This window comes from Poriferisphaera corsica, from assembly GCF_007747445.1.
In the GTDB taxonomy this organism is placed as follows: domain Bacteria; phylum Planctomycetota; class Phycisphaerae; order Phycisphaerales; family Phycisphaeraceae; genus Poriferisphaera; species Poriferisphaera corsica.
Genome location: NZ_CP036425.1, coordinates 3,433,714 through 3,455,772, shown reverse-complemented (window position 1 = coordinate 3,455,772; position 22,059 = coordinate 3,433,714). Strand labels below are relative to the sequence as shown.

14 protein-coding genes are annotated in these 22,059 nt (G+C 48.4%); 7 read left to right on the top strand and 7 right to left on the bottom strand.

Annotated elements, in window-relative coordinates:
* The first annotated feature begins 268 nt into the window (after positions 1 to 268).
* From KS4_RS14160 to KS4_RS14145, 4 genes are all read left to right on the top strand, one after another.
* Positions 269 to 1,444 (top strand): type IV pilus twitching motility protein PilT, encoded by a 1,176-nt coding sequence (locus tag KS4_RS14160; protein ID WP_145079469.1) that lies wholly within the window; start codon positions 269 to 271, stop codon positions 1,442 to 1,444.
* 115 nt (positions 1,445 to 1,559) lie between these two features.
* Positions 1,560 to 3,230, top strand: a complete 1,671-nt coding sequence (locus KS4_RS14155) for an ATPase, T2SS/T4P/T4SS family (protein WP_145079466.1) — start codon at positions 1,560 to 1,562, stop codon at positions 3,228 to 3,230.
* 98 nt (positions 3,231 to 3,328) lie between these two features.
* Positions 3,329 to 5,002, top strand: coding sequence for a CvpA family protein (locus KS4_RS14150; protein WP_145079463.1), 1,674 nt, complete (start codon positions 3,329 to 3,331; stop codon positions 5,000 to 5,002).
* Positions 5,003 to 5,038: 36 nt separating this feature from the next.
* Positions 5,039 to 6,460 (top strand): Mur ligase family protein, encoded by a 1,422-nt coding sequence (locus tag KS4_RS14145; protein ID WP_145079461.1) that lies wholly within the window; start codon positions 5,039 to 5,041, stop codon positions 6,458 to 6,460.
* 54 nt (positions 6,461 to 6,514) lie between these two features.
* On the opposite strand, the gene KS4_RS14140 is transcribed toward KS4_RS14145, so the two are convergent.
* The 4 genes from KS4_RS14140 to KS4_RS14125 all read right to left on the bottom strand — a co-directional run bounded on the left by KS4_RS14140 (position 6,515) and on the right by KS4_RS14125 (position 10,459).
* Positions 6,515 to 7,255 carry an outer membrane protein gene (locus tag KS4_RS14140; protein ID WP_145079458.1) on the bottom strand — a complete coding sequence of 247 codons (741 nt, stop codon included), beginning with the start codon at positions 7,253 to 7,255 and terminating at the stop codon, positions 6,515 to 6,517.
* A gap of 252 nt (positions 7,256 to 7,507) precedes the next feature.
* Entirely contained in the window at positions 7,508 to 8,395 is an 888-nt protein-coding gene (locus tag KS4_RS14135; protein ID WP_145079455.1) for a DUF4396 domain-containing protein, read from the bottom strand.
* A gap of 218 nt (positions 8,396 to 8,613) precedes the next feature.
* Positions 8,614 to 9,447 carry a M48 family metalloprotease gene (locus tag KS4_RS14130; RefSeq protein ID WP_145079452.1) on the bottom strand — a complete coding sequence of 278 codons (834 nt, stop codon included), beginning with the start codon at positions 9,445 to 9,447 and terminating at the stop codon, positions 8,614 to 8,616.
* A 175-nt stretch (positions 9,448 to 9,622) separates the two neighbouring features.
* Entirely contained in the window at positions 9,623 to 10,459 is an 837-nt protein-coding gene (locus tag KS4_RS14125; RefSeq protein WP_145079449.1) for a sulfite exporter TauE/SafE family protein, read from the bottom strand.
* A gap of 351 nt (positions 10,460 to 10,810) precedes the next feature.
* Between KS4_RS14125 and KS4_RS14120 the strand changes: the two genes are divergently transcribed.
* From KS4_RS14120 to lpdA, 3 genes are all read left to right on the top strand, one after another.
* Positions 10,811 to 13,681 (top strand): 2-oxoglutarate dehydrogenase E1 component, encoded by a 2,871-nt coding sequence (locus tag KS4_RS14120; RefSeq protein ID WP_145079446.1) that lies wholly within the window; start codon positions 10,811 to 10,813, stop codon positions 13,679 to 13,681.
* Between the two features lie 118 nt (positions 13,682 to 13,799).
* Complete coding sequence (odhB, locus tag KS4_RS14115; protein WP_145079443.1) at positions 13,800 to 15,161, top strand: 2-oxoglutarate dehydrogenase complex dihydrolipoyllysine-residue succinyltransferase; 1,362 nt, start codon at positions 13,800 to 13,802, stop codon at positions 15,159 to 15,161.
* A 93-nt stretch (positions 15,162 to 15,254) separates the two neighbouring features.
* Positions 15,255 to 16,670 carry a dihydrolipoyl dehydrogenase gene (gene lpdA, locus KS4_RS14110; protein ID WP_234698808.1) on the top strand — a complete coding sequence of 472 codons (1,416 nt, stop codon included), beginning with the start codon at positions 15,255 to 15,257 and terminating at the stop codon, positions 16,668 to 16,670.
* 185 nt (positions 16,671 to 16,855) lie between these two features.
* On the opposite strand, the gene KS4_RS14105 is transcribed toward lpdA, so the two are convergent.
* The 3 genes from KS4_RS14105 to KS4_RS14095 form a co-directional block, all read right to left on the bottom strand.
* Complete coding sequence (locus tag KS4_RS14105; RefSeq protein ID WP_145079440.1) at positions 16,856 to 19,666, bottom strand: alpha-amylase family protein; 2,811 nt, start codon at positions 19,664 to 19,666, stop codon at positions 16,856 to 16,858.
* A gap of 450 nt (positions 19,667 to 20,116) precedes the next feature.
* Positions 20,117 to 20,911 (bottom strand): pullulanase X25 domain-containing protein, encoded by a 795-nt coding sequence (locus KS4_RS14100; RefSeq protein WP_145079437.1) that lies wholly within the window; start codon positions 20,909 to 20,911, stop codon positions 20,117 to 20,119.
* Positions 20,912 to 21,026: 115 nt separating this feature from the next.
* Positions 21,027 to 21,992, bottom strand: a complete 966-nt coding sequence (locus KS4_RS14095; protein ID WP_145079434.1) for a prepilin-type N-terminal cleavage/methylation domain-containing protein — start codon at positions 21,990 to 21,992, stop codon at positions 21,027 to 21,029.
* Between the last annotated feature and the right edge of the window lie 67 nt (positions 21,993 to 22,059).

The following is a 22,059-nucleotide window of genomic DNA, read 5'->3' as shown; positions in this document are numbered from 1 at the left end:
GTCATTAAAATCATGAACTTCGGTGTGTGATGACGGAGAAAATCGGGTGTAAATATGGGTTAGGAAGAGAAAAAAAGGTTGGGATTCTAAATAGTAAGCTAAACAATGAGTGGAGGTTATGGTAAGCTAACGTAACGCAGGCCACTGCGTATGAGGGGGCATTAGGGGAGTGGGATGAGCAAACAGCGCAGCGTATAGCCGACGGCGTCAGTCGATCGGGCTGCAATCGCCCTGACAATTGATGAGACACCAAAGTAGATGAGAGGTGATGCTTTTGAGCGAAGTCATGCATGCCGAAGAAGCGGTGGGCGCGGATCACGTAGATGATCGTCGTTCGATGGCGGATACAGAGTTCTTTAAGTTCTTTGAGGCGGCTGTCCGCTTCGAAGCAAGTGACCTGATTATGCGCGCGGGGCAGGTGCCCAAGCTGCGGTTAAGAGGATCGTTGAAGAATCTGGATTCTCCGCCAATCGCGATCGGTGATTTTGAGCGACAGGTTGAGGCTTCTTTGAGCGCGAAGCAATGGAAGCATTATGCTGATGCTGGTTCGATTGACCTTGGTGTTGACTTTGATATTAAGAATCCGAAGACGAGTGAATTTGAGGTTCACCGTTTCCGAATCAACATATTCAGAACACGTGGCTTGAGCGGTTTGGCTGCTCGTCGCGTGAATAACACGATTTTAAATTTCGAAGAGCTGCATTTGCCAGAATCAGTTGGTGATATGTGTAAGTTGCACCAAGGTTTGGTGTTGCTTGCAGGTGTTACGGGTTCGGGTAAGAGTACGACGATTGCGGCGATGTTGGATCAGATCAATAAAGAGCGTTCTTGCCACATCTTGACGATCGAAGACCCGATTGAGTATTTGTTTACGGATAAGAAGTCGATTGTTAACCAGCGTGAAGTTGGGATTGACTTGCCGGACTTTGATACGGGTCTGAGAGCTTTGGTTCGTGAGAATCCGGATGTTGTGCTGATCGGTGAGATGCGTGATAAAGAAACGTTTGAGTCGGCGTTACGTGCGGCTGAAACGGGTCACTTGGTGTTTGGAACGATTCACGCTTCGAGTGCAGCTCAAGCGTTTGGTCGTATTTATGACCTGTTCCCACAGGAAGAGCGTGAGGCGATCCGAAACTTGTTGGCTTATCAGATGCAGGGCTTCATTTATCAGAAGCTGTTGCCGACGTTGCTGGAAGATGTGCAGCGTGTGCCGGCGGTTGAGATTTTGCTGCAGAGTCCGCCGACGAGGAAGTATATTATTGATGGCCGCGAAGACGAGTTGCCACAGGTGATGAAGGAGTTCCGTGAAGCGGGTATGCAGACGTTTACGGACAGCTTGATTGACCTTGTTGAGATGGAAAAGATCCATCCACGTGTGGCACAGGAAGTCGCACCGTCACCGGAAGAGGTGAAGATGCGTTTGCGTGGCATTAACTCGAAATAAAAAAAGGGGTGTGGGAATATAGGCTGGGATGTGATGTGGGTGTTGTTGGTGGTGAGGGGATGAAGGCAGCTACGGCTGGCGAATACTAACTGTGTAAAAGAAGAAGACAAACCAGATGATCAACACATTACTGCAAGCGGATAATGTCTTTTTGATGAGCTTGGTGAACCCGGTGCTATTTTTAGTGGCGTTGGGTTGCTGGGCGTGGGTCGTATCAAGCTTGGATAAGGACGCGGAGTTTTATTACTTGCCACGGCCTTGGACGAACCTGTTTTTGATAGTGACAGGTGCGATTGGTCTTGGCTTAATGCTGCTGATTCCGTTCTTTATTTTGGGCTTTATTTTAGGTCTTTGCCCGATGGCTGGCGGGGTTATGGGTTATGCGTATTACCGCAACACCAAGGTGCCTGAGAAGGATAAGTGGTCGTTGTCGATGGATACGATCCGGATGCATTTTGAAGAGCGGGCGCATGCGAAGGCACAGAAGTCTGCGACGTTGTCACTAATTGAAAAGGACGGGGGGCATATTGAAGTGCCGAGCCGTAGTGATCCGAGGCTTGAGGCGCATGAGGCGCTTGAGAATGTGTTGGATTTTGCGGTGCCACGTCGTGCGACGCAGGTTGATTTGGTGGTTGATGCGAATAAAGCTGCGATGGTGGCGCGGATTGACGGCGTGAAGTATCCGCAGCCGGCGCTTGAGCCACAGGTGGCGTTGAAATTGATTGATTATGTGAAGGAAGCTGCTGGCATGGACGTTGAAGAACGTCGTAAGAAACAGCAGGGAACTTTGCGGTTTAGTTTAGAAGATAGCGGCATGCATGAAGTTCAGCTGCTGACGATGGGTTCGACGCGTGGTGTGAGTTTGACGATGACGTTGGACGATAGCCGGGCGACGTTGCCGTTGGATGAACTGGGCTTGATCGACACGCAGGCGAAGCAGTTGCATGATGCGATTGACCAGGAAGGTCGCGTGATCGTGGTGTCAACGCCGCCGAAGATGGGATCGACGACGACTCTTTACAGCTTGACTCAGATACACGATCCGTACATCCAGATGGTTGTGACGATGGAGGATCAAGAGATCTACGAGATGGAAGGTGTGTCACATACGGAGATTCCGGCAGAGATGACGGTTGAAGAATTCAACCACAAGCTGCGTGCGATTCTGCGTAGTGACCCGAATGTTGTGATGATCAACCGTATTCCTGCGGCATCAACATTGGGCGAGATTGTCGATCTGACAGAAGATATTCGGTTCTATCTGGGCATGGCTGGGACGGATACGTTCTCGTCACTGAATAGCTGGATTGATCAGGTTGGCAACAAGCGTAAAGCGGCGGATGCGATTGGTGGTGTGGTGACGCAGCGTTTGATGCGTAAGTTGTGTGAAACATGTCGGACGGCGTACACGCCGGATCCGGCGGTTCTTAAGAAGATGAATTTGCCATCGAATCGCGTTGGTAAATTGTATAAAGCATCTGGTCAGGTTGTGATCAAGGATAAAGCGCAGACATGTCCAATGTGTCACGGTATTGGTTATCGTGGTCGGATTGCTGTGTTTGAAGTGATGCCGATTGATGATGTTGCGAGGCACCATATCGCGAAGGGCGAGATGGACAAGCTGAAGAGCCATTTGCGTAAACAGAAGATGCTGTATCTGCAAGAAGCGGCATTGGCGAAGGTTGTTGAAGGCGTGACAGACATTAAGGAAGTGACGCGAGCGTTGTCTGAAAAGAGTGGCGGCGTGAAACGTGCGGCACGAGCGAAGGCAAAAGTGAGTGGCTGATCGATCTGAGGATTGACAGGATTTGTGAAACGAGTGAATTGAACAAAGAGGCTGCTCAGACGAGAGCGGCATAAGAACCTCTAATTGGTGAATAGACTATGCTACTTGTATTGAACATACTTTTGATCATCTTTATCATCGGGATGGTTTATATGTGGGCTGTGCAGGGATTTTTCTCAGCGTTGATCCACTTGAGTGTGACGATTGTGGCGGGAACGCTGGCATTTGCGATGTGGGAGCCGGTGTCGGGATTGCTGATGGCGTGGAAGCCTGCGATTGCGATGAGTGTGGGCTTGCTGGTGCCGTTTGGTGTGCTGCTGCTCGTGCTGCGAATGGTGATGGATAAACTGATCAAGAAAAACATGCAGTTTCAGCAGATGATAAGTGGTATAGGTGGTGGAGCATGTGGTTTGGTGAGTGGCGTTTTGACTGCAGGTATTTTGGTCATGGGCTTGGGGTTGTTGCCAACGGGCTATACAACGCTGGGATACCAGGCTTGGACGGCTACGAGTGGCGGTAAGGTTGTCGAAGATGATGCGAAGTTGTGGGTTGGGGTAGACGAATATGCGTATAACGTATTTAGCTTTTTGTCACGCGGTTCGTTTGCACCGACGCTTAATCGTGGTGTGAACTTGTCGACTGCACGGCCAGAGTTGCCGAAGATGATTGTTATCAATCGTCAGAGTGCTGATGAGCGTGCGTCATTGGTTGCTAGGCCACAGGAAGTTCGAGTTGGTAAGGTTTATGAACGTCCGGCAGACAATACCGGGCTGAGCACGGCTGTTGAGTTGGCGATTGGTGAATCGTTGAATGCAACGGGTCATCGTTTGGTTGTGGTGGATACGAAATGGACACAAGAGAGGTCGGGTGGTGCTTATGATGGTGACGATACGTTCCGCGTGTCTGCGTCGCAGGTGAGATTGATCACGTCGAAGGGCTTGTATGGGCCGAAGGCGTTTTCGAAAGCTCAGGGCGATCAGCGGATCATGACGAAGTTTGCACGTCGTACTGACCAGGCATGGGGCTCAGATGCTGAGGACACGATTGCTTGGGTGTTTGTTGTGCCGACGAATGAAGCGGTGAAGTTTATGCAGGTTAGAAATCTGCGTTTTGAATTGCCTAAACAGAACGCATGGGAAGAGGATGTGGATGTGGTCGCTGAGGCGGTTGGCGTGTTGTCTGAGGCGGATGCGAAGGCTGCTGCGGATGCCGCTGCAGAGGAGAGCAGTAACGAAGTTGGTGACCGTGAAGGTACTCGTTCGAATGCGTCAGGTAATTGGGTTGAGGTGACGAACAAGTTGCCAAGATCTGTGAGTAAGAATTTTGCTCGTAACTTATCTGTACAGGGCAGTGCGATTACCAGTGGGTATGCAGAGGTTGATCAGAAGGGTTCAGTTAGTTCACGAACCAAGATTGACACCTTCTATGTGCCAAGCCATCAGGCGATGATTCGAATCGAGATGACACCAGATCGAGCGAATTCATTCTTTGGTCAGGCCATGGCGTCAGCGAGTGCATTGGGTATGGTTGGGGTGAAGGATGATAAGGGTAGTACGATGCCCGCAGTTGGTTTTGTGCTGCAAAGAGGCAGTCATGTGACGATCGCGGCGAAGCGAATTCGTTCTGCGAAAGAGCTGCCGGTGAATCAGATGGAAGAAGGCGATAAGCTTTATGTTTACTTTAAAGTGAATCGTGACCGTACGATTAAGGAATTGATCGTGGGTGGATCTTCACAGGATATGAATGTTGTGATACCGGCATCAGGTAAATAAGTGACTGTTTAAAATGAGAATGATAAAAGTGGCGGCTTGAGTCGCCACTTTTTTTGTGCGCATGTTGAGGTGGATGGGGATGAAGAAGGTGATGGTGAGTGGTATGCTGTTGTAATGGAATATGCAGGGAAAAAAGTACTTGTCATGGGTTTGGGGCGATTTGGTGGTGGCGTGGGTGTGAGCCGATGGCTGGTTGAGCGGGGTGCGGATGTGATGGTGACGGATATGGGGCGAGAGGAAGATTTGCAAAAAAGTTTAATGGCTTTGAAAGGGTTGGAGATTGCCTATCGTTTGGGCGAGCATAATGTGAGCGATTTTACAAAGGCGGATATGGTTGTTGTGAATCCGGCAGTCAAGCGTGAGGGGAATCGTTATCTAAGGGCTGCAGAGGCGGGTGGTGTGGAGCTAACGAGTGAGATTGAGATTTTACTTGAGGCGCTGCCCCGACATGATCGTGTGATCGGGGTGACTGGGACGGCTGGGAAATCGACCGTGTGTGCGATGTTGGGCGAGGCGATGCAGGCGAAAGGTGATTGTGTTTGGGTGGGTGGAAATATTGGAGGATCGCTGCTTGGGTGCTTGGATGAGATTGGTGAAGATGATTGGGTGGTGCTAGAGCTTTCGAGTTTTATGCTGGCGGGGATGCAAGGGAAAGAGCATGAGTGGGGCGGTCAGCGTGTTGCGGTGGTGACAAATTTTAGTGAGAACCATTTAGATTGGCACGGTTGTGTTGATGCTTATCGTGATGCAAAACGGGTGTTGTTAGATGGTGTTTGTGAGGGTGGAGTGGTGGTAATGGGGAAAGGGGTTGGCGATGCTGGTTTTGAAATGAGGGCAGGGGTTAGGTGTGTTGAAGTGGGAGATGGGGGAGGATTGGTGATGGCGTTGCCTGGGGAGCATCATGCGATGAATGGGGCGATTGTGAAAACGGTATGTGAGGAGTTGGGGGTTTGGTGTGATGAGGCTAGACGGCGAGTGGAGGGTTTTGGTGGGTTGCCGCATCGGATGCAATATGTCGGGACGTTGACGTGCAGGCAAGAGCAGGGGGAGGCAGAATCAAAGGCAGGGGTTGCGCGGGTTTACAATGATTCAAAGTGTACAACGGTTGGGGGCGCTCTGATGGGGATGAAAAGTTTTGAAAAAGGGCGGGTGCATTTGGTGTGCGGCGGGTATGACAAAGGCGATGATTATGGCGCTTTAGGTCAAGAGGCTGCGCGTTGGTGTTCGGAAGTTTATGCGATTGGCGATGTCGCAGAGCGTATTGTCAGCGGAGCGAATGGTGTTGCGGAAGGTTGTGAAGTGAAAGATTGGGGCGAGATGGAGCAAGCGGCGCTGGCGATCAAATCGCATGTTAGAGATGGTGATGTTGTCCTATTGTCGCCGGGATGCGCGTCGTGGGATCAGTATTTGAATTATGAGGAGCGTGGTGAAGCGTTCATACGGCTCATGGGGTTGTAATATAAAAAGGCAGCATGTGCTGCCTTTTTATATGCTGAATGATTGGGTGTGGGCTTAGAATTTATATCTCATGCCGAGCATGATGGTGTGGAAGATGGGGCTGTCGATTTCGATTTCACCATGATCTTCGAAGGAAGGCCCTTCAGAAGAGAATATGCGGTAGGCTGAGAAGACTTCCAAATGATCATCTACGAGATAGTTTATGCCTGCGTCAAAGTGATAACCGAAGACAACGTCATGTGTGACGTCGTTTTGGTCGCCGAGGGGTGCTGTTGCTGAGAGGTCAAAATTGCCGCGGTAGATAGAGATGCCTGCGCCGCCGCCGAGAAAGAATTCAAGTTTGTCTTGGACGGGGATGTCGTAGTAACCGTTGATGAAAATGTTGTAGTTGGAGATTTCGGTGTCGTAGCCGAGTATGTTTGAACCGTTGTTGATGGTTTCTGAGAAGCCGAAACGCTGGTATGAGAATTCAGCTTCGGTACGCCAATTGCCGGTTTCGAAACCGAGTGCGACGCCTGCGCCGAAGGCGTTATCTTGTTCTATATCTTCGGCAATGGTGGAGCCGTTGCCGACATAGTCTGTTTCGTTGGTGAGTGCGAATGTTCCAAAACCTTGGATGTAAGGTGTAATCTTGAAGTCGTCTTTTTCTTGGTAGTTTTTATAGTCGACATCATCTATGGCTGATTTGGGTTTCGTTTTATAGGCATTGGTGTAGTCGGAAAGAAAGTCGGATTGAGCGTGTACCGCTGTGCATATTGTCGTGGCGGCCAAAAGACTGGCGAGAGTATAGCGCATGTTAAAGCTCCCTGGAGATAGTTCTAAGTTGCATGTCGGATCGTAACAAGAAAGGAGCGGTTGGATTTTATGTGATAAATGTGTGTGATAGGAAAGAAAGACCGCCCGGAAATTCTGTTAATACATTGATCTGCATGCCCGGTTCATGTCATCGTTCGACATGTATTTACAGGAAACATCTTACGAGATGCGATATGAAAAGGCAACGGTTTTTGATATTGAACCAAGTTAATAACAGGGGGCTGTATGAGATCAATAGATGAAGTGGCTAAGGTCAATGTGAGGTAAGATTGGCGTGATGTAGATAGCGAGTGTGAAGCCGGCAGCTAGAAGAAGGAATGATAGAAGAAGGGCGATGATCAGTTGTGTTTTGATTTTACTTTTATATATCGCTTCGGGGGTGGGATCATTGGTTTTTGAATTGGATGCAATTTCTTTAATAGGTTTCATATGTTTGGGCGTGGGGTACGCATTTCTTTTTGGCTGAATGATGATGTAGCAGGGTTTTAAGTTGTTGAGGATCAACCAATGGATCAGGGGGTATGCGATTCCGAAACCAACGATTGTGGCAAGCTGCATGACAAACCAGAATCGAATGAGTGTAGGGTGGTCGGCCATAGGGATATATTGGAAACAGAGTGCATTGGTGGGAAAGATTGCGGCGAGAATAAAATTGATAGAGATGGTTTCGGGTAGGATTATTTCTTTGATGGCATTTGGGTATGAGTAATAGGTGTTGGCGTGGTATAGGCCATGAAAGACAAAGATGGCGAAGATGTAGGCTAGGAGGTATTCGAGGAGATACTCGATCATCGTTGGAAGGTTGAGGATTGAAGAAAGTGAAGCGGCGATAATGATGCCGGTGGCGGCTCCGGCGGTGCTTTGGACGGTTGAAGAGGAGGCTTTGCGGTACGAGGATGCTGAATAGCGCGTGGAATGTGGGATGAGGGGTTTGGTCGAGCGGCAGGTAAGTTCGTAGATGAGCAGGCCGAAAAGACCGGTGTAGATGCAGATGAGGATCCAGGCTGGCTTCATGAGGTTGAGTGTGGGTGAGCGTTTACCTAGATCCTGATAAACCCATACTGCGATGAGTATTGAGATGAGAAGCCAGAATAGTAGGAAGAGATCACCGGGATTCATGTTGTTGCTGATCAGTATGGATGTCGTGATGCTGGCATGATGCGATGAACAATAATATGCGTTAGATCGGCTGAATGAATGTGAGGTGGGCAATGTATGCGGGTAACAGTTTGGATATTGAGGATAGCGTTATTATTCGGACTTAAGTAAATGTCATGTAAAAACAGACTCGTTACGGAGTCTGTGTGGGTGTTTATTGATTGGTGGGTGGTTGATAGTTATGCCATCTGAGAGAGTTTGGCAATGCGGTCATCAGTCGAGGGGTGTGTAGAGAAAAGTGATGCGAGTGCTTTGGAGGGTGAAAGCGGTTGGATGATGAACATGTGGTTTTGAGCTGGGGTTTCGTTTTCGAGAGGGATTCGTTTGGCGGTGGCTTCAAGCTTGCGTAATGCGGAGATGAGGCCGTGTGGGGAGCCTGCGATGAGGGCGCCGTCATGATCGGCAACGAACTCGCGAGAGCGTGAGATGGCCATCTGGATGATTCCAGCAGCAATGGGGGCGAGGAGCCATAGTCCGATCTTTACGAGTGGGTGTATATCACGATCCCAGATAATCATCCAAGAAAGAAAGGAGATGGCACCTGCGATGGTGGCTGCGATGGTGGAAGTCAATGTGTCTCGGTTTTTGACGTGTGCGAGTTCGTGAGCCATGACGCCTTCGAGCTCGTCGAAAGTGAGCAGTTGGCGAGCGCCTTGGGTGACGGCAACTGCAGCTTTAGCGGGTGAACGTCCGGTGGCGAAAGCATTGGGTGCTTGTTGCGGGCAGACGTATATATCAGGGGTTTTGGGGAGCCCGGCATTTTTTGCGAGTCGCTCGACCATCGTGATCAAGTCGGCATCTTGGGTTGGATCAGCGGGCTTGCCTCGCATGGAAGCGATAGCGATCTTATCGGAGAAAAAGAAGGCTCCCACGTTCATGATCAGTGCGATAATAAAGGCGATAATCAACCCACCGGCAGAGCCTTGGCCTAGGATGGCACCAATCCCCAAAATGAGGGCAAACATAGCTCCTAGGAGGATGGCGGTTTTCGTGTTGTTCCAAAAGGCAGTCATTGTTTATGTCCTGAAAAACTTAGGTCATGAGCGATTTGGCTCAGTAGTTACGCATGAATGATATACGCGCATTTCGGATGAATTGTTTCCGAGATGCGATTTTATCTTTCGATATTTTGCAGAGTTGAGGATCTGCTGCCTGGTATTCGCAGAATTGAAGGCGTGTGGGAATGATTTAGAAGGGGGAAGGGAGATTCGCGAGTTTAATCGCAGCAATTGTGATGAGAATCATAAAAAGGATACGTATGACTTTTGTCGGAAGGATGTGTGTGAGTTGAGCGCCCATTCGGGAGGCAATAAAGGCTGTTGGGATTAGTACCGCGGCAATGGTGATGGAATCTTGAATTTTGTAGCCAAGTGATGGAAGCGAAAGGTTTTTGTAAGCAGCGCCGACGATTGAAGAGATAATGATGAGTGCAGATGAGTTGGCGATGCAGTTTTTAAGTGGGAGTTTGAGCATGATTTGTTGCATCGGGACTGTGACGGCTCCGCCGCCGATACCCATGAGACCGGCCGTGAAGCCGTGCAGCGAGCCAACAGAAATGGCTCGTGTTTTGAGGATATGCTTGGTGGGGTCAGGCGTCTCTGGGTCGTCTGGATGCGGGATTTTGCGGGGAGTCAAAAGTCTTTTGATGTTTATTGCGAGGACGTAGGCAAGGAATGCAGCGAGTATGCGGCCTAGGAGGATATTCCCAGCTTGTCCTGTAAAAAGGTTGGAAATGCTGACGCCGATGACGATGAAGGTAATTGATGCTGGGAGCATCCAAGCGATGTACCGCGGAACCATGCCATGCTTCTTGTAGTGTTTATAAGCGGCGGGGATGGCGATAAAAACGTTAACAATCATGGCAGCGGCCTGGAAAAGTTGCTGTTCCGAGCCAAGTACGAAATAGAGACTTGGGATGATGATCACTGAGCCGCCGACACCGAGAAGTCCGCCTAAAATTCCAGCAAGGGAGCCTATGAGTGCGATTGCGATGAGAGAGGTGGGTTGGAAGAGCTGGTCAATCATGATGCGAAATTCGTATGTTGGTCAGTGAATATAAAAAAGGTTGCGAAAAGCGACCCGATAATGTTTACGGATTATAGTGTGTTAGTTATCCTTGCCGAAATTGGCCGGGAGGTGTGGCAGTTTTGCGGCCGCGCTATGCGTGGAAAAATTAAATGACTTGGTGGTGGATAAGTGTCTGGATAACGAGTGATTATCTGGTATGCTCTTCCGCCAAGTTTCGGATCAGTTTTGGAACTTTTGTGATCGAGTGCGAGTAAGCCTTGATAACGAGATTGATGGGATTGATCCTTCAGTGAAATCTGCTGCGGCGGATAGAAAATAGATTTATGGTTCGCAACTTGGAAACACATCATGGCTGGGCAACCTAACTGGCCGAACGGAACGAACCTTGCCTACGTTGAGCACCTCTACGAGTTGTATCTGAACGACCCTCATGCTGTTGATGAGGGGTGGCGGAAACAGTTTGAGCAATGGCAGGGGGGGCCGCGACTACAGGTGAATGAGCGTCTGGGCCCTCGCTTTAAGGCGAGGAGTTTGTTTAATCCGGTGCCAACGAATGGTAATGGAAACGGTCATGCTGTCATTGCAAATGGCAATGGTGCGATGCCGCCTGGCTCAGTGCCGGTGCCGAGTGGACATGTCTCCATCAGCGATATGTCGTCGTTGCAGCACAGACTTGATCAACTCATCAGAAACTATCGCGTGCGTGGTCATATTGTTGCCAATATTGATCCGCTTGGGATTGTGAACGAATCGCCGACGGAGTTGGAGCCACGATATTATGGATTTACGCCTGAGGACATGAACTGTCCGGTGTTCACGACGAACGTACCAGGTGAGACATTGAGCGAAGTGATCTCCAACCTTGAAGAGACTTACTGTCGAAATATTGGTGTGCAGTTTATGCACATTGATAATCTGCAGGTTCGTGAATGGCTGCAACGAAAGATGGAGTCAACGCGGAACAGGACAAAGCTCACGCGTAAAGAGCAGATTCGTATTCTGACTCGCTTAACCGATGCGGTTATTTTCGAAGAATTTATTCAACGTAAATTCATCGGAGCGAAAAGCTTTAGTCTTGAAGGCGCGGAAAGTGTTATCCCGCTGCTTGACTTGGCGCTTGAGACTGCAGGCGATCAAGGTGTGCGTGAGATTGTCATTGGCATGGCACACCGCGGTCGATTGAATGTGCTTGCGAATATCATGGGTAAAAGCCCACAAAAAATCTTCCGTGAGTTTGAAGATGTCGATCCGCGGCGATATTGGGGCGGCGGGGATGTGAAGTATCATTTGGGTTATTCCAGCGATTGGCGGACAAGGCATGGCCACAATTTGCACCTTTCGCTTTGCTTTAATCCAAGTCACCTCGAATATGTCAACACGGTGGCAATGGGCCGTATGCGAGCGAAGCAGGATAAGAGCGGTTTAGGTACACGCGGTGAAAAGGGCATGGTGATGCTCATTCACGGGGATGCTGCTTTTGCCGGCGAAGGGATCATCCAAGAAACATTGAACTTATCTAACCTGCCCGGTTACACGGTTGGCGGTACGCTACATATCGTGGTCAATAACCAGATCGGTTTCACGACTGGTGCAAAGCAGGCTAGAAGCTGTCGTTACGCGACTGACGTCGCAAAGATGCTGCAAATTCCGATTTTCCATGTAAACGGTGAAGAACCTGAAGCGGTCGCACAGGTTGTGCGATTAGCAATGGAATTCCGCATGGAATTCAAGCGTGATGTTGTGATCGACATGTATTGTTACCGCAAGCGTGGACACAACGAAAGTGATGAACCGTCATACACACAGCCATACATGTACAGCAAGATTGCCAAACGTAAACCGGTGCGCGAGAACTATCTCGATCATCTGTTGAAGCTTGGTGGTGTGACTCGCGGTGATGCTGACCGAATTGCCCTGCGAAGAACAGAGCTCCTTGAGAAGGACCTGACTGCTGCACGCAGTGATCATTTTGTGCACGATAAAATGTGGGTTCTTGAAGGTAAGTGGTCGGGCTATTATGGCGGATCTGAACATGACGCTGATGAAGTCATGACGGGGATTGAAAAAGAAACACTCTGCAAATACCTGACACGCATGACGCAGACGCCTGATACTTTCAAGCTACATCCGAAACTGAAGCGGTTTATGAATAATCGTTTGGAGATGGCAGAAGGTAAACGCCCATTAGATTGGTCAGCCGGCGAGTCGCTTGCTTATGCCGCACTGGCGGTTGCGGGTCATCGGATCAGAATTTCAGGCCAAGATGCGCAACGAGGTACGTTTAGCCATAGGCATGCGGTGTTAAGTGACTACAGTGATGGTCATGAATATAACGTGTTGCAGCATGTTGCGGAAGAGCAAGCAACCGTGGAAGTTTACAATAGCCCGTTGTCGGAATCAGGTGTGCTGGGTTTTGATTATGGCTACAGTTTGGAAACACCTAATTCATTAGTGATTTGGGAAGCCCAGTTCGGCGATTTTGCGAATGTCGCACAGGTGATTATCGACCAGTTTATTGCCAGTGCAGAAGATAAATGGCGCAGGTTGAGCGGTTTGGTGATGTTATTGCCGCACGGTTTTGAAGGGCAGGGGCCCGAACACTCATCAGCAAGATTGGAAAGATTCTTGGCGCTTGCCGCGCAAGATAACTTCCAAGTTGTTCAGCCCAGCACCCCAGCTCAGGTGTTCCACCTGCTGAGGAGGCAGATGGTGAGAAGGTGGCGAAAGCCTTTAGTCGTCATGACACCAAAAAGCTTGCTACGTAATCCCAAATGCGTCTCGGATCTAGATGATCTGACCACAGGTACTTTTAAACGTGTGATCCGTGATGAGAAAGCGGATACGAAGAAGGTGACACGTGTGTTGCTTTGTTCTGGTCGCGTTTATTATGACCTGATTGAACGTAGAGAACAGTTGGGTCGTGATGATATTGCGATTGCAAGGATTGAACAGTTTTATCCATTCCCCGATGATGAATTGCGAATGTTGTTGATGCGGCACTCAGATGATGTACCCGTTATCTGGGTACAGGATGAGCCAGAAAATATGGGCGCATGGCCGTTTTTAAGGATGAAGTTCGGCGATCGGATTTATGATCGTCAGCGATTCCTTGCGTCAACACGAGCTGCATCGGCAAGCCCTGCAACGGGTTCACGCGCAGCTCATCTGCTCGAACAAGATGAATTGATTAGTGAAGCGTTCTGTAAAGGGCTGCACTAAAATATGCTTTGTTTCAGTGGGATGGAGCAAACGTGGGAGAGAACGTGCGAGCTAATGTGAAGCTCGCGTTAACGAGATCAATGGCTTTGAAGGAAGTCATGGAAAGCAGGTAAACGAGATGGCAGTCGAATTAATCGTACCTGAGGTAGGTGAATCGATCACGGAAGTGCAGATCGGTCAATGGATCAAGAAAACCGGTGACGGTGTTCAAAAAGATGATCCTATTGTGGAAATCGAAACCGATAAGGTGACACTTGAGTTGCCCGCACCAGCATCAGGTACGATCACGAAGCTATTGCTTGAGCAGGGCGCAGAGGCGAAAGTTGGGGATGTGATTGGATATATGGAGGAGGGTGAGGTTGCTGCAGTTAAAACATCACCTGAGACAAGTCCTGTTGTTGAGGAAAAAGAAGAGGCAACAGAAGCAGTTGCCGAGAAAGTTGCTGCAATTGCTGAGAAAAAACAGGAGACAGAAACTGATGATGCCAAGCCATCACCGGTTGGCGTCTCCAAACAGATACCAGGTCGGCAGGACCCACGAGTCATGCCCGCCGCCCAGCGTCTGTTAGATCTCTATGGCATACAGGCGGCTGATGTTGAAGCCAGTGGCCCCGGGGGCAGATTGCTAAAAGAAGATGTAGAGCGACATGTTGCGTGGAAACGCCCCATGCAAGGTAACGGTGCAACTCAAATTATCCCACAGCCGAGTGCTCCTGCTCCAACCTTGCAACCTGCAGCGGAAAAACGTGAAGTCAGCACTGAACCCGGTCGAGAAGAAGAACTCGTGCCAATGACGCCAATGCGTCGCCGAATTGCAGAACGGTTAGTGCAAGCGCAGCACTCAGCAGCATTGCTCACGACCTTCAACGAAATCGACATGACCAACGTCATGGCAATCAGAAGCAAGTACAAAGACGCTTTCCTCAAACGCTACGATATCAAGCTTGGTTTTATGTCATTCTTTGTTAAAGCAGTTGTCGATGCATTGAAGCAATTCCCTGCAATTAATGCTGAAATTGTTGGCACCGATGTTCTTTACAAAAACTACTACGACATCGGCATCGCTGTTGGCGGCGGCAAGGGTTTGGTTGTGCCAATCATCCGTAATGCAGAGCGACTTAGCTTCGCTGAGATTGAACAAGCAATCACTCAATACGGCAAAGCGGCGCGGGATAATAAAATCAAACTCGAAGAATTAACCGGCGGCACTTTCACCATCACCAATGGGGGTGTCTACGGCTCAATGATGTCCACGCCGATTATCAACCCGCCGCAATCGGGGGTTTTGGGGATGCACAACATCATTCGTCGTCCAATCGCTGTCGGTCAGCCCGGTAAGGAAACGGTTGAAGTACGACCCATGATGTATATCGCCCTGACATATGATCATCGCATCGTTGATGGTCGTGAAGCGGTCAGTTTCTTAATCCGCATTAAAGATGCACTCGAAGATCCCTCTCGCATGCTGATGGAAATCTAATTATAAATTAGTAATGCGTATGAAATAAAATGATCAAATCATGCGCAGCATACAGGTTATTGGGCATCGATTCAGGGCGGCGGAAGAGATTTCATGACTGAGAATGGAAGTGATATGAGTACGAAGAAACATCAGATGATTGTGATTGGTGCAGGCCCCGGGGGATATGTTGCAGCGATCCGTGCTGCACAACTTGGATTAGACGTTGCGATAGTGGACAAAAACAAGGTAATGGGCGGTACCTGCTTACGTGTTGGCTGTATCCCATCAAAAGCATTGCTCGAATCGTCTGAAAAGTACGAAGAGATCAAAAAGCAGATCGGTGTGCATGGCATCAATGTAAAAGGTGTTTCGCTAGATCTTGGAAAAATGCTTAAACGAAAAGACAAAATCGTTCAAGGGCTGACCAAGGGGATTGAAGCATTACTTAAGAAAAACAAAATCACACGATATGAAGGCAATGCCAAGTTTACGAAAGACCGCACAGTGATCGTTGAATCGGGTGGTGTTCAGGTTGAAGAACTTGAAGCTGACAACATCATTATCGCAACAGGTTCACGCTCCGCGACCATCGCTGGCGTTGAACTTGATAGTGAACGTGTCGACACCTCAACCGAAGCATTGAATTACAAAGAAGTTCCCAAGCATTTAGCTGTCATCGGTGGAGGGTACATTGGTATTGAACTCGGTTCTGTTTGGCGCCGCCTCGGTGCAGAAGTAACCATTGTCGAATACCTTGACCGTATTCTGCCCGGAATTGACTCTGAAGTTGCGAAAGAAGCGCATAAACTGCTTGAAAAACAGGGTATGAAGTTTGAGCTTCGTAGCCGCGTGCAGGGCGCAAATATTGAAAATAACAAGATCACCATTGAAAGACGCAATGGCGATCCAATCGAAGCCGACCGTGTTCTCGTTGCGGTCGGTCGCGCTCCGTTTACTGCTAACCTTGGGTTAGAGGATGTTGGCGTGAAACGTGATGATCGTGGTTGGATCATTGTCGATGACGATTACAAAACCAACATCGAGGGCGTCTATGCAATCGGTGATGTTATCCCCGGCCCAATGCTAGCTCACAAAGCTGAAGAAGAAGGCATGGCATGTGTTGAAAAGATCGTAACTGGTTTCGGCCACGTGAACTACAAAGCAATACCAGCCGTTGTGTATACGCACCCTGAAATCGCAGCCGTTGGTAAAACAGAAGATGAACTGAAAGATGAAGCGGTTGAATACCGCAAAGGCAAGTTCCCCTTTATCGCCAACGGCCGCGCTAAGGCCATCGAATACGCAGAAGGGTTTGTGAAGATCTTGACACATGCCAAAACTGATCGCGTTTTAGGCGTTCACATCATTGGCCCGCATGCCGGTGATCTGATCGCTGAATGTACAGCTGCCATGGAGTTCGGGGCAAGTGCCGAAGACATCGCGAGAACTTGTCACGCCCACCCAACTTTGAGTGAAGCGGTCAAGGAAGCAGCCTTAGCTGTCGAAGATCGCGCCATTCACATGTAAACAATCAACAGATGTAAAACAAAGAAGGCCTCGCGGATCAATGATCTGCGAGGCCTTACTAATAGTGGAATAAGTGTTGTCAAAAATTTAAGCGTTTCATGTGCTTTAACTTATGCTTACGGTACGTCATCGTTGATCCAATGCAACGGCTAACAGATCACCAAGAACATAAAACACATGACGCATTAACATGCCTTGCGGCGTCGAAGACCGAGTATCGAAAGCGATCCGGTCAAGATCAGCAATGCTGAAGGTTCAGGTATCAATGTCGAAGCAAAATCGTCATACGCACTGATCGTAACCACGTCAGCATTCACTTCATCAAGCTTGTCGCCAAAAAGTGTAACGTCTGCAAGGTCGATCAAGCCATCAGCATTAAAGTCTGCTGCAGCATTGAACAGTGTGTTATCAGCGTTGTATAAAGCGATGAAAGCATTCACATCGTCAACATCATAGCTCTTGTCTAGATCAAGATCGCCAAGGCCAGCACCAATGTATGAATCAGTGAAGAAGCCGGAGAAACGCTGGATGTTGTAGTTACCTGTTTGCTCAAAAGTGACAAGCGTAAATGCATGATTGCCCTTGCTCACACTGTTGAAGCTCTTCTCCCATTGGTCGCGGTCTGTGCCATTGGTCTGTGAGTTGCCATCAAGCATTGCGAGAATTTCAGAATCCGTCATGTTTGCGCCAATATCCATGAAGATATGCATATTGTCAGCCGTCATATCAACGGATTTCATAACAAGCTTGCGGTTTTCATTTGCACCTTCAGTGACAGGTGCAAACGATTCAATCTTGGATTCAGGTGGGAGACGGTCAATATAGATAACCTTCTTGAAGTCTTCGTAGATCTCAGGAGAGTTCGCATCATCGTTATGACGATATGAACGAATCGTAATGAAGTGCTCACCTTCAGACAGCTTGGTTGCATCGATATCTTGTGAGTAGTGACCATTGCCATCAGCCGCACTGTAGCCGTCATTCTTGACGTCGAATTCTTCAAAACCATATGAAGTCGAGTTAGGTGTAACATAATCGACTTTACCGTTGCCGTTCATGTCGAGGCCGCCATCAAACTTGAAGATAGAATAATCGCTGTCAGCATCCTTATCATGAAAACCATCAGCCAGAACAACCTTTTGAGTATTGATTGAAAGCTCGAAATTATCAGCCGTAATAACGTTCAGGTCAGTCAAACGCTTGGTTGCGTTTTCCCAATTCTTTTCGACGTCGTTACCGCCTTCAAGCACACTTGCGACGTTCGATAACTCAACACCATTTTCAGATTTTGGTTTCGCCAAGCCGTAGATCAGATAGCCTTGGTCGTCGCCATCATTACGTAGGAAGTTAATGTCGATGTATGAATTGCCATCATCACCTTTACGTACGGTGACAACTTCCTGCACATTACCGTTTTTGTCATGGTTCCCCGTGAGTTCTACAAGCCGTGTCCCTGGCTTAAAGTCAACACGAAGTGTTCGAGCATCAACACCCTCATCCATGCGGTTGCTCAGCAAAACAACAGATGAGCCAGCACGTTCAAAAGCAAACAGTTCTTTTTCAATCCAGCGTTCGCGATAATCACCACGTCCATGGGTGTTACGAATGTTATTCAGTGTTGTGATCGTGTTGCCCCATACACCACCAAGTGCATCACCGCGGCCATCCTTCGGGAAATCGCGACCATCACCGAATTCTTTCGCATTAAAGTAAACAATCGAATTGCCAGGCATCATCAGTGTGTATGCATGCGCAACATTATTTAGCTCCGCCCCATGTTCATCGTGACTGTTTACAAATTTAACACCAGATGACCCGTTCATCATGTGGTCATCAATATAGTCCATGCTTTCATAGACCATATTGTAGAAGCTGTTGTTGTATCCGTTCTTGCTGAGATTACCTCTCATCGCACCAAACAACGAGAAGTCCAGTACGTCACGGTTGCCGCCAGCAGTGCCACGATTGTTAGGATCAATATCCTTGCGGACATAGCCACCCAACGTATATGGGTTGTAATCAAAGACCTCGAGATAGCTGAAGACATCTTGAGTTGAACCATCAAGCAGCTTACGTGGATTCGCATCAAATACAGCAGCATCGAAGTAATCAAGATTTTGACCTTGGAAATGCTTAGCCGCATCAATTCGGAAACCATCGACACCGATTTCCTCAACGAGCCATCTTGCGTTTCGCATCAAATAGCCGCGAGCATCTTCCTCAATAGGATCACCAGCAGTGGGGTCGTCAGAATTGAATTCATAGAATTCAAACGTTAATCCAGTGCGTGGTTCATAGAAAGTTTTTTTCGTTGTCCCCGTATCCATGTAGAAGCGGCGGTTTTCTTCGGTCGGAACATTCGCCAGTTTGCCCCAGTAATCTTGCGTTCCAGCATTGGGAAGGTTGTTGTAACCCGGGACTGGATTACGGACATACCAATTCGACACTTCATGATTGATATCAATCAAGCCGGATAGCCGTCCGTTTAGATCGCCACCTTCATATGGCCCGTGAAAATCGCCATCATTACTACCTTCGCCCATCCAAAAACCAGGATAGCCACCAGATTTGATGAAATCATTATTGCTGCGGTCTGAAAAACCGTTGTGGTTCCAAACTAAGTCGATATGAAGGTTGGCACCAATCATATCCAACGTGCTTGCCAGCTTTTTAAGTCCTGTCTCAGAACCATAAAGCGTGTAGTTGCCTGCAGAACCTAAATCAAATCGGTTGTATTGATCGTAGCCCACGGAATGATTGCCACTGTCCGCGCGTCCTGGCGGCGGTGTCCAGAGATTGCCATACCCTGCCATGAAGATGTCACTAGCGCGTCTCTCCATAGAGTCATAAGAACCATCAAACCATTGTAAAATGGTTGGAGCAGAGACGTCATCGTAAGCAAAGGCAGAGTTTGCGCACGCCAGCATTCCGGATGCTGCTAGCATCGGACAGATTGTCCGTGTGAGCTTGCTGCCTGACTTCATAAATCGAGTCATCGTCCTTTTCTCCCAAAAGTAAAAACTGAGGTTATTAAATTTTCAAAACGTGTGTAGAGCAAAGTGCAGTAGTACTTCGCTGTTAGCCGTGAAGCTAATTGAGGGAATGACGTTGAATCTAGAATTGCGTTGTTTTATTCACCTCCGCATATCAATGCATTGGCAAACATAACCTCGGTATTTGGGAACGCTTTTTATCAACAAGCCATAAGTGAGTTGTATGAGTTAAAAGTAACCGGCAAAAGCCCTTTTGCAAGACGACATCGTTAAATGACGTGGTTATTGATGTTAAGCTCGGCAATGCGTAGGTGTCGTGATGACAAGGCGGGATGTGTGCATTGCTTATAAAAAATAAGTGGGTAATAAAATACGGGACGCGTCAGCAAGTTTGCCGACGCGTCCCGCTACCGGGGTCTAATTAAGTATTAGCTTCCGCGTCAAGCAGATCTATTATTTGCGGCGACGAAGCATCGCAAGACCACCAAGACTGAGCAATGCCAAGCTTGCTGGTTCTGGAATAACAGCAACTGCAGTGCCAGTGTTTGCATCGATGCGGAACGTTACATCCGTATTATCTTCAGCAACGGAGAACTTAAGATTGCCGTATTCTGTTGAGTCGTCAATCTTGTATCCGAATGCGCCGATGTTTGTATCCCATGCGCCATCAGCAGCAGCTTTCCACTCGTAATCGCCAGCAGCCAAAGTTGTGCTGAATTCGAAGATGCCACCACCGACATCCGTCATTTCAGTTTCAGCATCTGCGTTGTTCCAGCCTTCGAAGCTACCTGCAACATTCCAAGTTGTTGGAAGCGTATCTGGAGCAGCTAGCAATTCTGGAGCTGTCCAATCAAGTATTTGACCTGTATAGAGGATCACTGGAGTGCTTTCGTCGGTGTAGCCTGAATCCCAGCCTGCAAATGGCTGTACAAATGGCTGTACCAAGCTGGTGTTGTATGAAATCGTGATCTCACCACTTGCATCAGCGATTGCAGGCGTATCGCTTGGTGTGATCTCAGGGTCGCCCCAAGCGTCTCCGTCGATAATCTTAAAATTGTATGTTTCTCCTGCATTTAAACCGACAAATGTGTACTCATAGGTACCATCGCCATCTACGTCCGTCATCGTGTCGCCAGCAGCGGGATTCCAGCCTTGCATTGCACCAGCGATATTAAAATCAGCGTTTGCTGATGTGCTGAAACCAATCAATGCGGCAGCAGTCAATGCGGTTAGTGAAAGCGTCTTCATAAGTTCCTCCAAATATGAAATAGAGAGTTGTATTGTCGTTAAGAACTAAAACTAGATATTAAATATGAATCTAAAAGCTATCTGATGCCGTTAAACATCAGATAACGATTGTTGTTTATTTATGTGGGCTCAGGTAAACGTCTTCCCAGTTGCCTTCGTTCGTTGACGCACCGTGACCGTCAGAGAATGCAACATTTACAGCACTGTTATGACGATCACCGCTCGAATCTTCGGTGCCATTCCACTCTTGTGTGATTGGCATTTTGACATTTGCCCAACCAGATGTGTAAACATCTTTTAATGTCCCTTCCCCATTACCGACATACCATGAGCCCGTGTACATCAGTACAAGAGAGTTGTTGTTCGGATTGCCTGTCGGATTGAGCTCTGTGCCGCCTTCAAGCATCATCGCAGTGTTAGACGGTGACTTTACACCTTCAAGAAAACCGCCAAGTGCTGGACCATACATTGGGCATACATTATCGCCGCCCCAGTTGTCTGCCCAAGAACCACCTTTTGCCGCACCCTGTGGATCGTTCGATGGATTGGGTAGGGCCGTCAGGTCAGCATTGGTTGCGTATGAAACAGGGTTTCTGAAGCTTTGTGAACTCACGTTGTTATAGATCAGCCAGCCTGGATCTTGCGCATCGATTGATGGATCGCTTGGGCACATAAATGCTTCTGTAACCTGCGGATCTGCTTGATCAAAAGCTGCATCATTTCCGCCACTCATGTATGGAACCAGAGAAGAAACCCAGTCCTTCGTACGCTTCTGGCCCGAATCAGTGAAATACTGATATTTGTCTGCATTCACTGGTGGGGTTTTGTTTGGCCAACCACTATCAGACGATGTGGTCTGGATGAACCCATCGAAGTCTGCCGAAGACGTAAATGCCGCAATACCCATCGAGCGAATATTAGACAAGCATTTGATATTCTGAGCGGTGCGTCGAGCAGCACCCAAGGCTGGAAGAAGGATGCCAATCAGCAATGCAATGATGCTGATAACGACAAGAAGCTCAATAAGGGTGAACGCGCCTCGGCGTGCCATCCTGGTTAAATTAAAGTCTGCTTTAGTCATGGGAACCTCCAAGTTTTCTTGACTTAGCTGCCTTAGCGGGTTAAACGGTTTACCGTTGTTTCGTTGA

Coding starts and splice junctions, on each gene's coding strand:
- KS4_RS14160 (WP_145079469.1), top strand. CDS start 269: ATGCTTTTGAGCGAAGTCATGCATGCCGAAGAAGCGGTGGGCGCGGAT.
- KS4_RS14155 (WP_145079466.1), top strand. CDS start 1,560: ATGATCAACACATTACTGCAAGCGGATAATGTCTTTTTGATGAGCTTG.
- KS4_RS14150 (WP_145079463.1), top strand. CDS start 3,329: ATGCTACTTGTATTGAACATACTTTTGATCATCTTTATCATCGGGATG.
- KS4_RS14140 (WP_145079458.1), bottom strand. CDS start 7,255: ATGCGCTATACTCTCGCCAGTCTTTTGGCCGCCACGACAATATGCACA.
- KS4_RS14135 (WP_145079455.1), bottom strand. CDS start 8,395: ATGAATCCCGGTGATCTCTTCCTACTATTCTGGCTTCTCATCTCAATA.
- KS4_RS14130 (WP_145079452.1), bottom strand. CDS start 9,447: ATGACTGCCTTTTGGAACAACACGAAAACCGCCATCCTCCTAGGAGCT.
- KS4_RS14125 (WP_145079449.1), bottom strand. CDS start 10,459: ATGATTGACCAGCTCTTCCAACCCACCTCTCTCATCGCAATCGCACTC.
- KS4_RS14120 (WP_145079446.1), top strand. CDS start 10,811: ATGGCTGGGCAACCTAACTGGCCGAACGGAACGAACCTTGCCTACGTT.
- odhB (WP_145079443.1), top strand. CDS start 13,800: ATGGCAGTCGAATTAATCGTACCTGAGGTAGGTGAATCGATCACGGAA.
- lpdA (WP_234698808.1), top strand. CDS start 15,255: ATGACTGAGAATGGAAGTGATATGAGTACGAAGAAACATCAGATGATT.
- KS4_RS14105 (WP_145079440.1), bottom strand. CDS start 19,666: ATGACTCGATTTATGAAGTCAGGCAGCAAGCTCACACGGACAATCTGT.
- KS4_RS14100 (WP_145079437.1), bottom strand. CDS start 20,911: ATGAAGACGCTTTCACTAACCGCATTGACTGCTGCCGCATTGATTGGT.
- KS4_RS14095 (WP_145079434.1), bottom strand. CDS start 21,992: ATGACTAAAGCAGACTTTAATTTAACCAGGATGGCACGCCGAGGCGCG.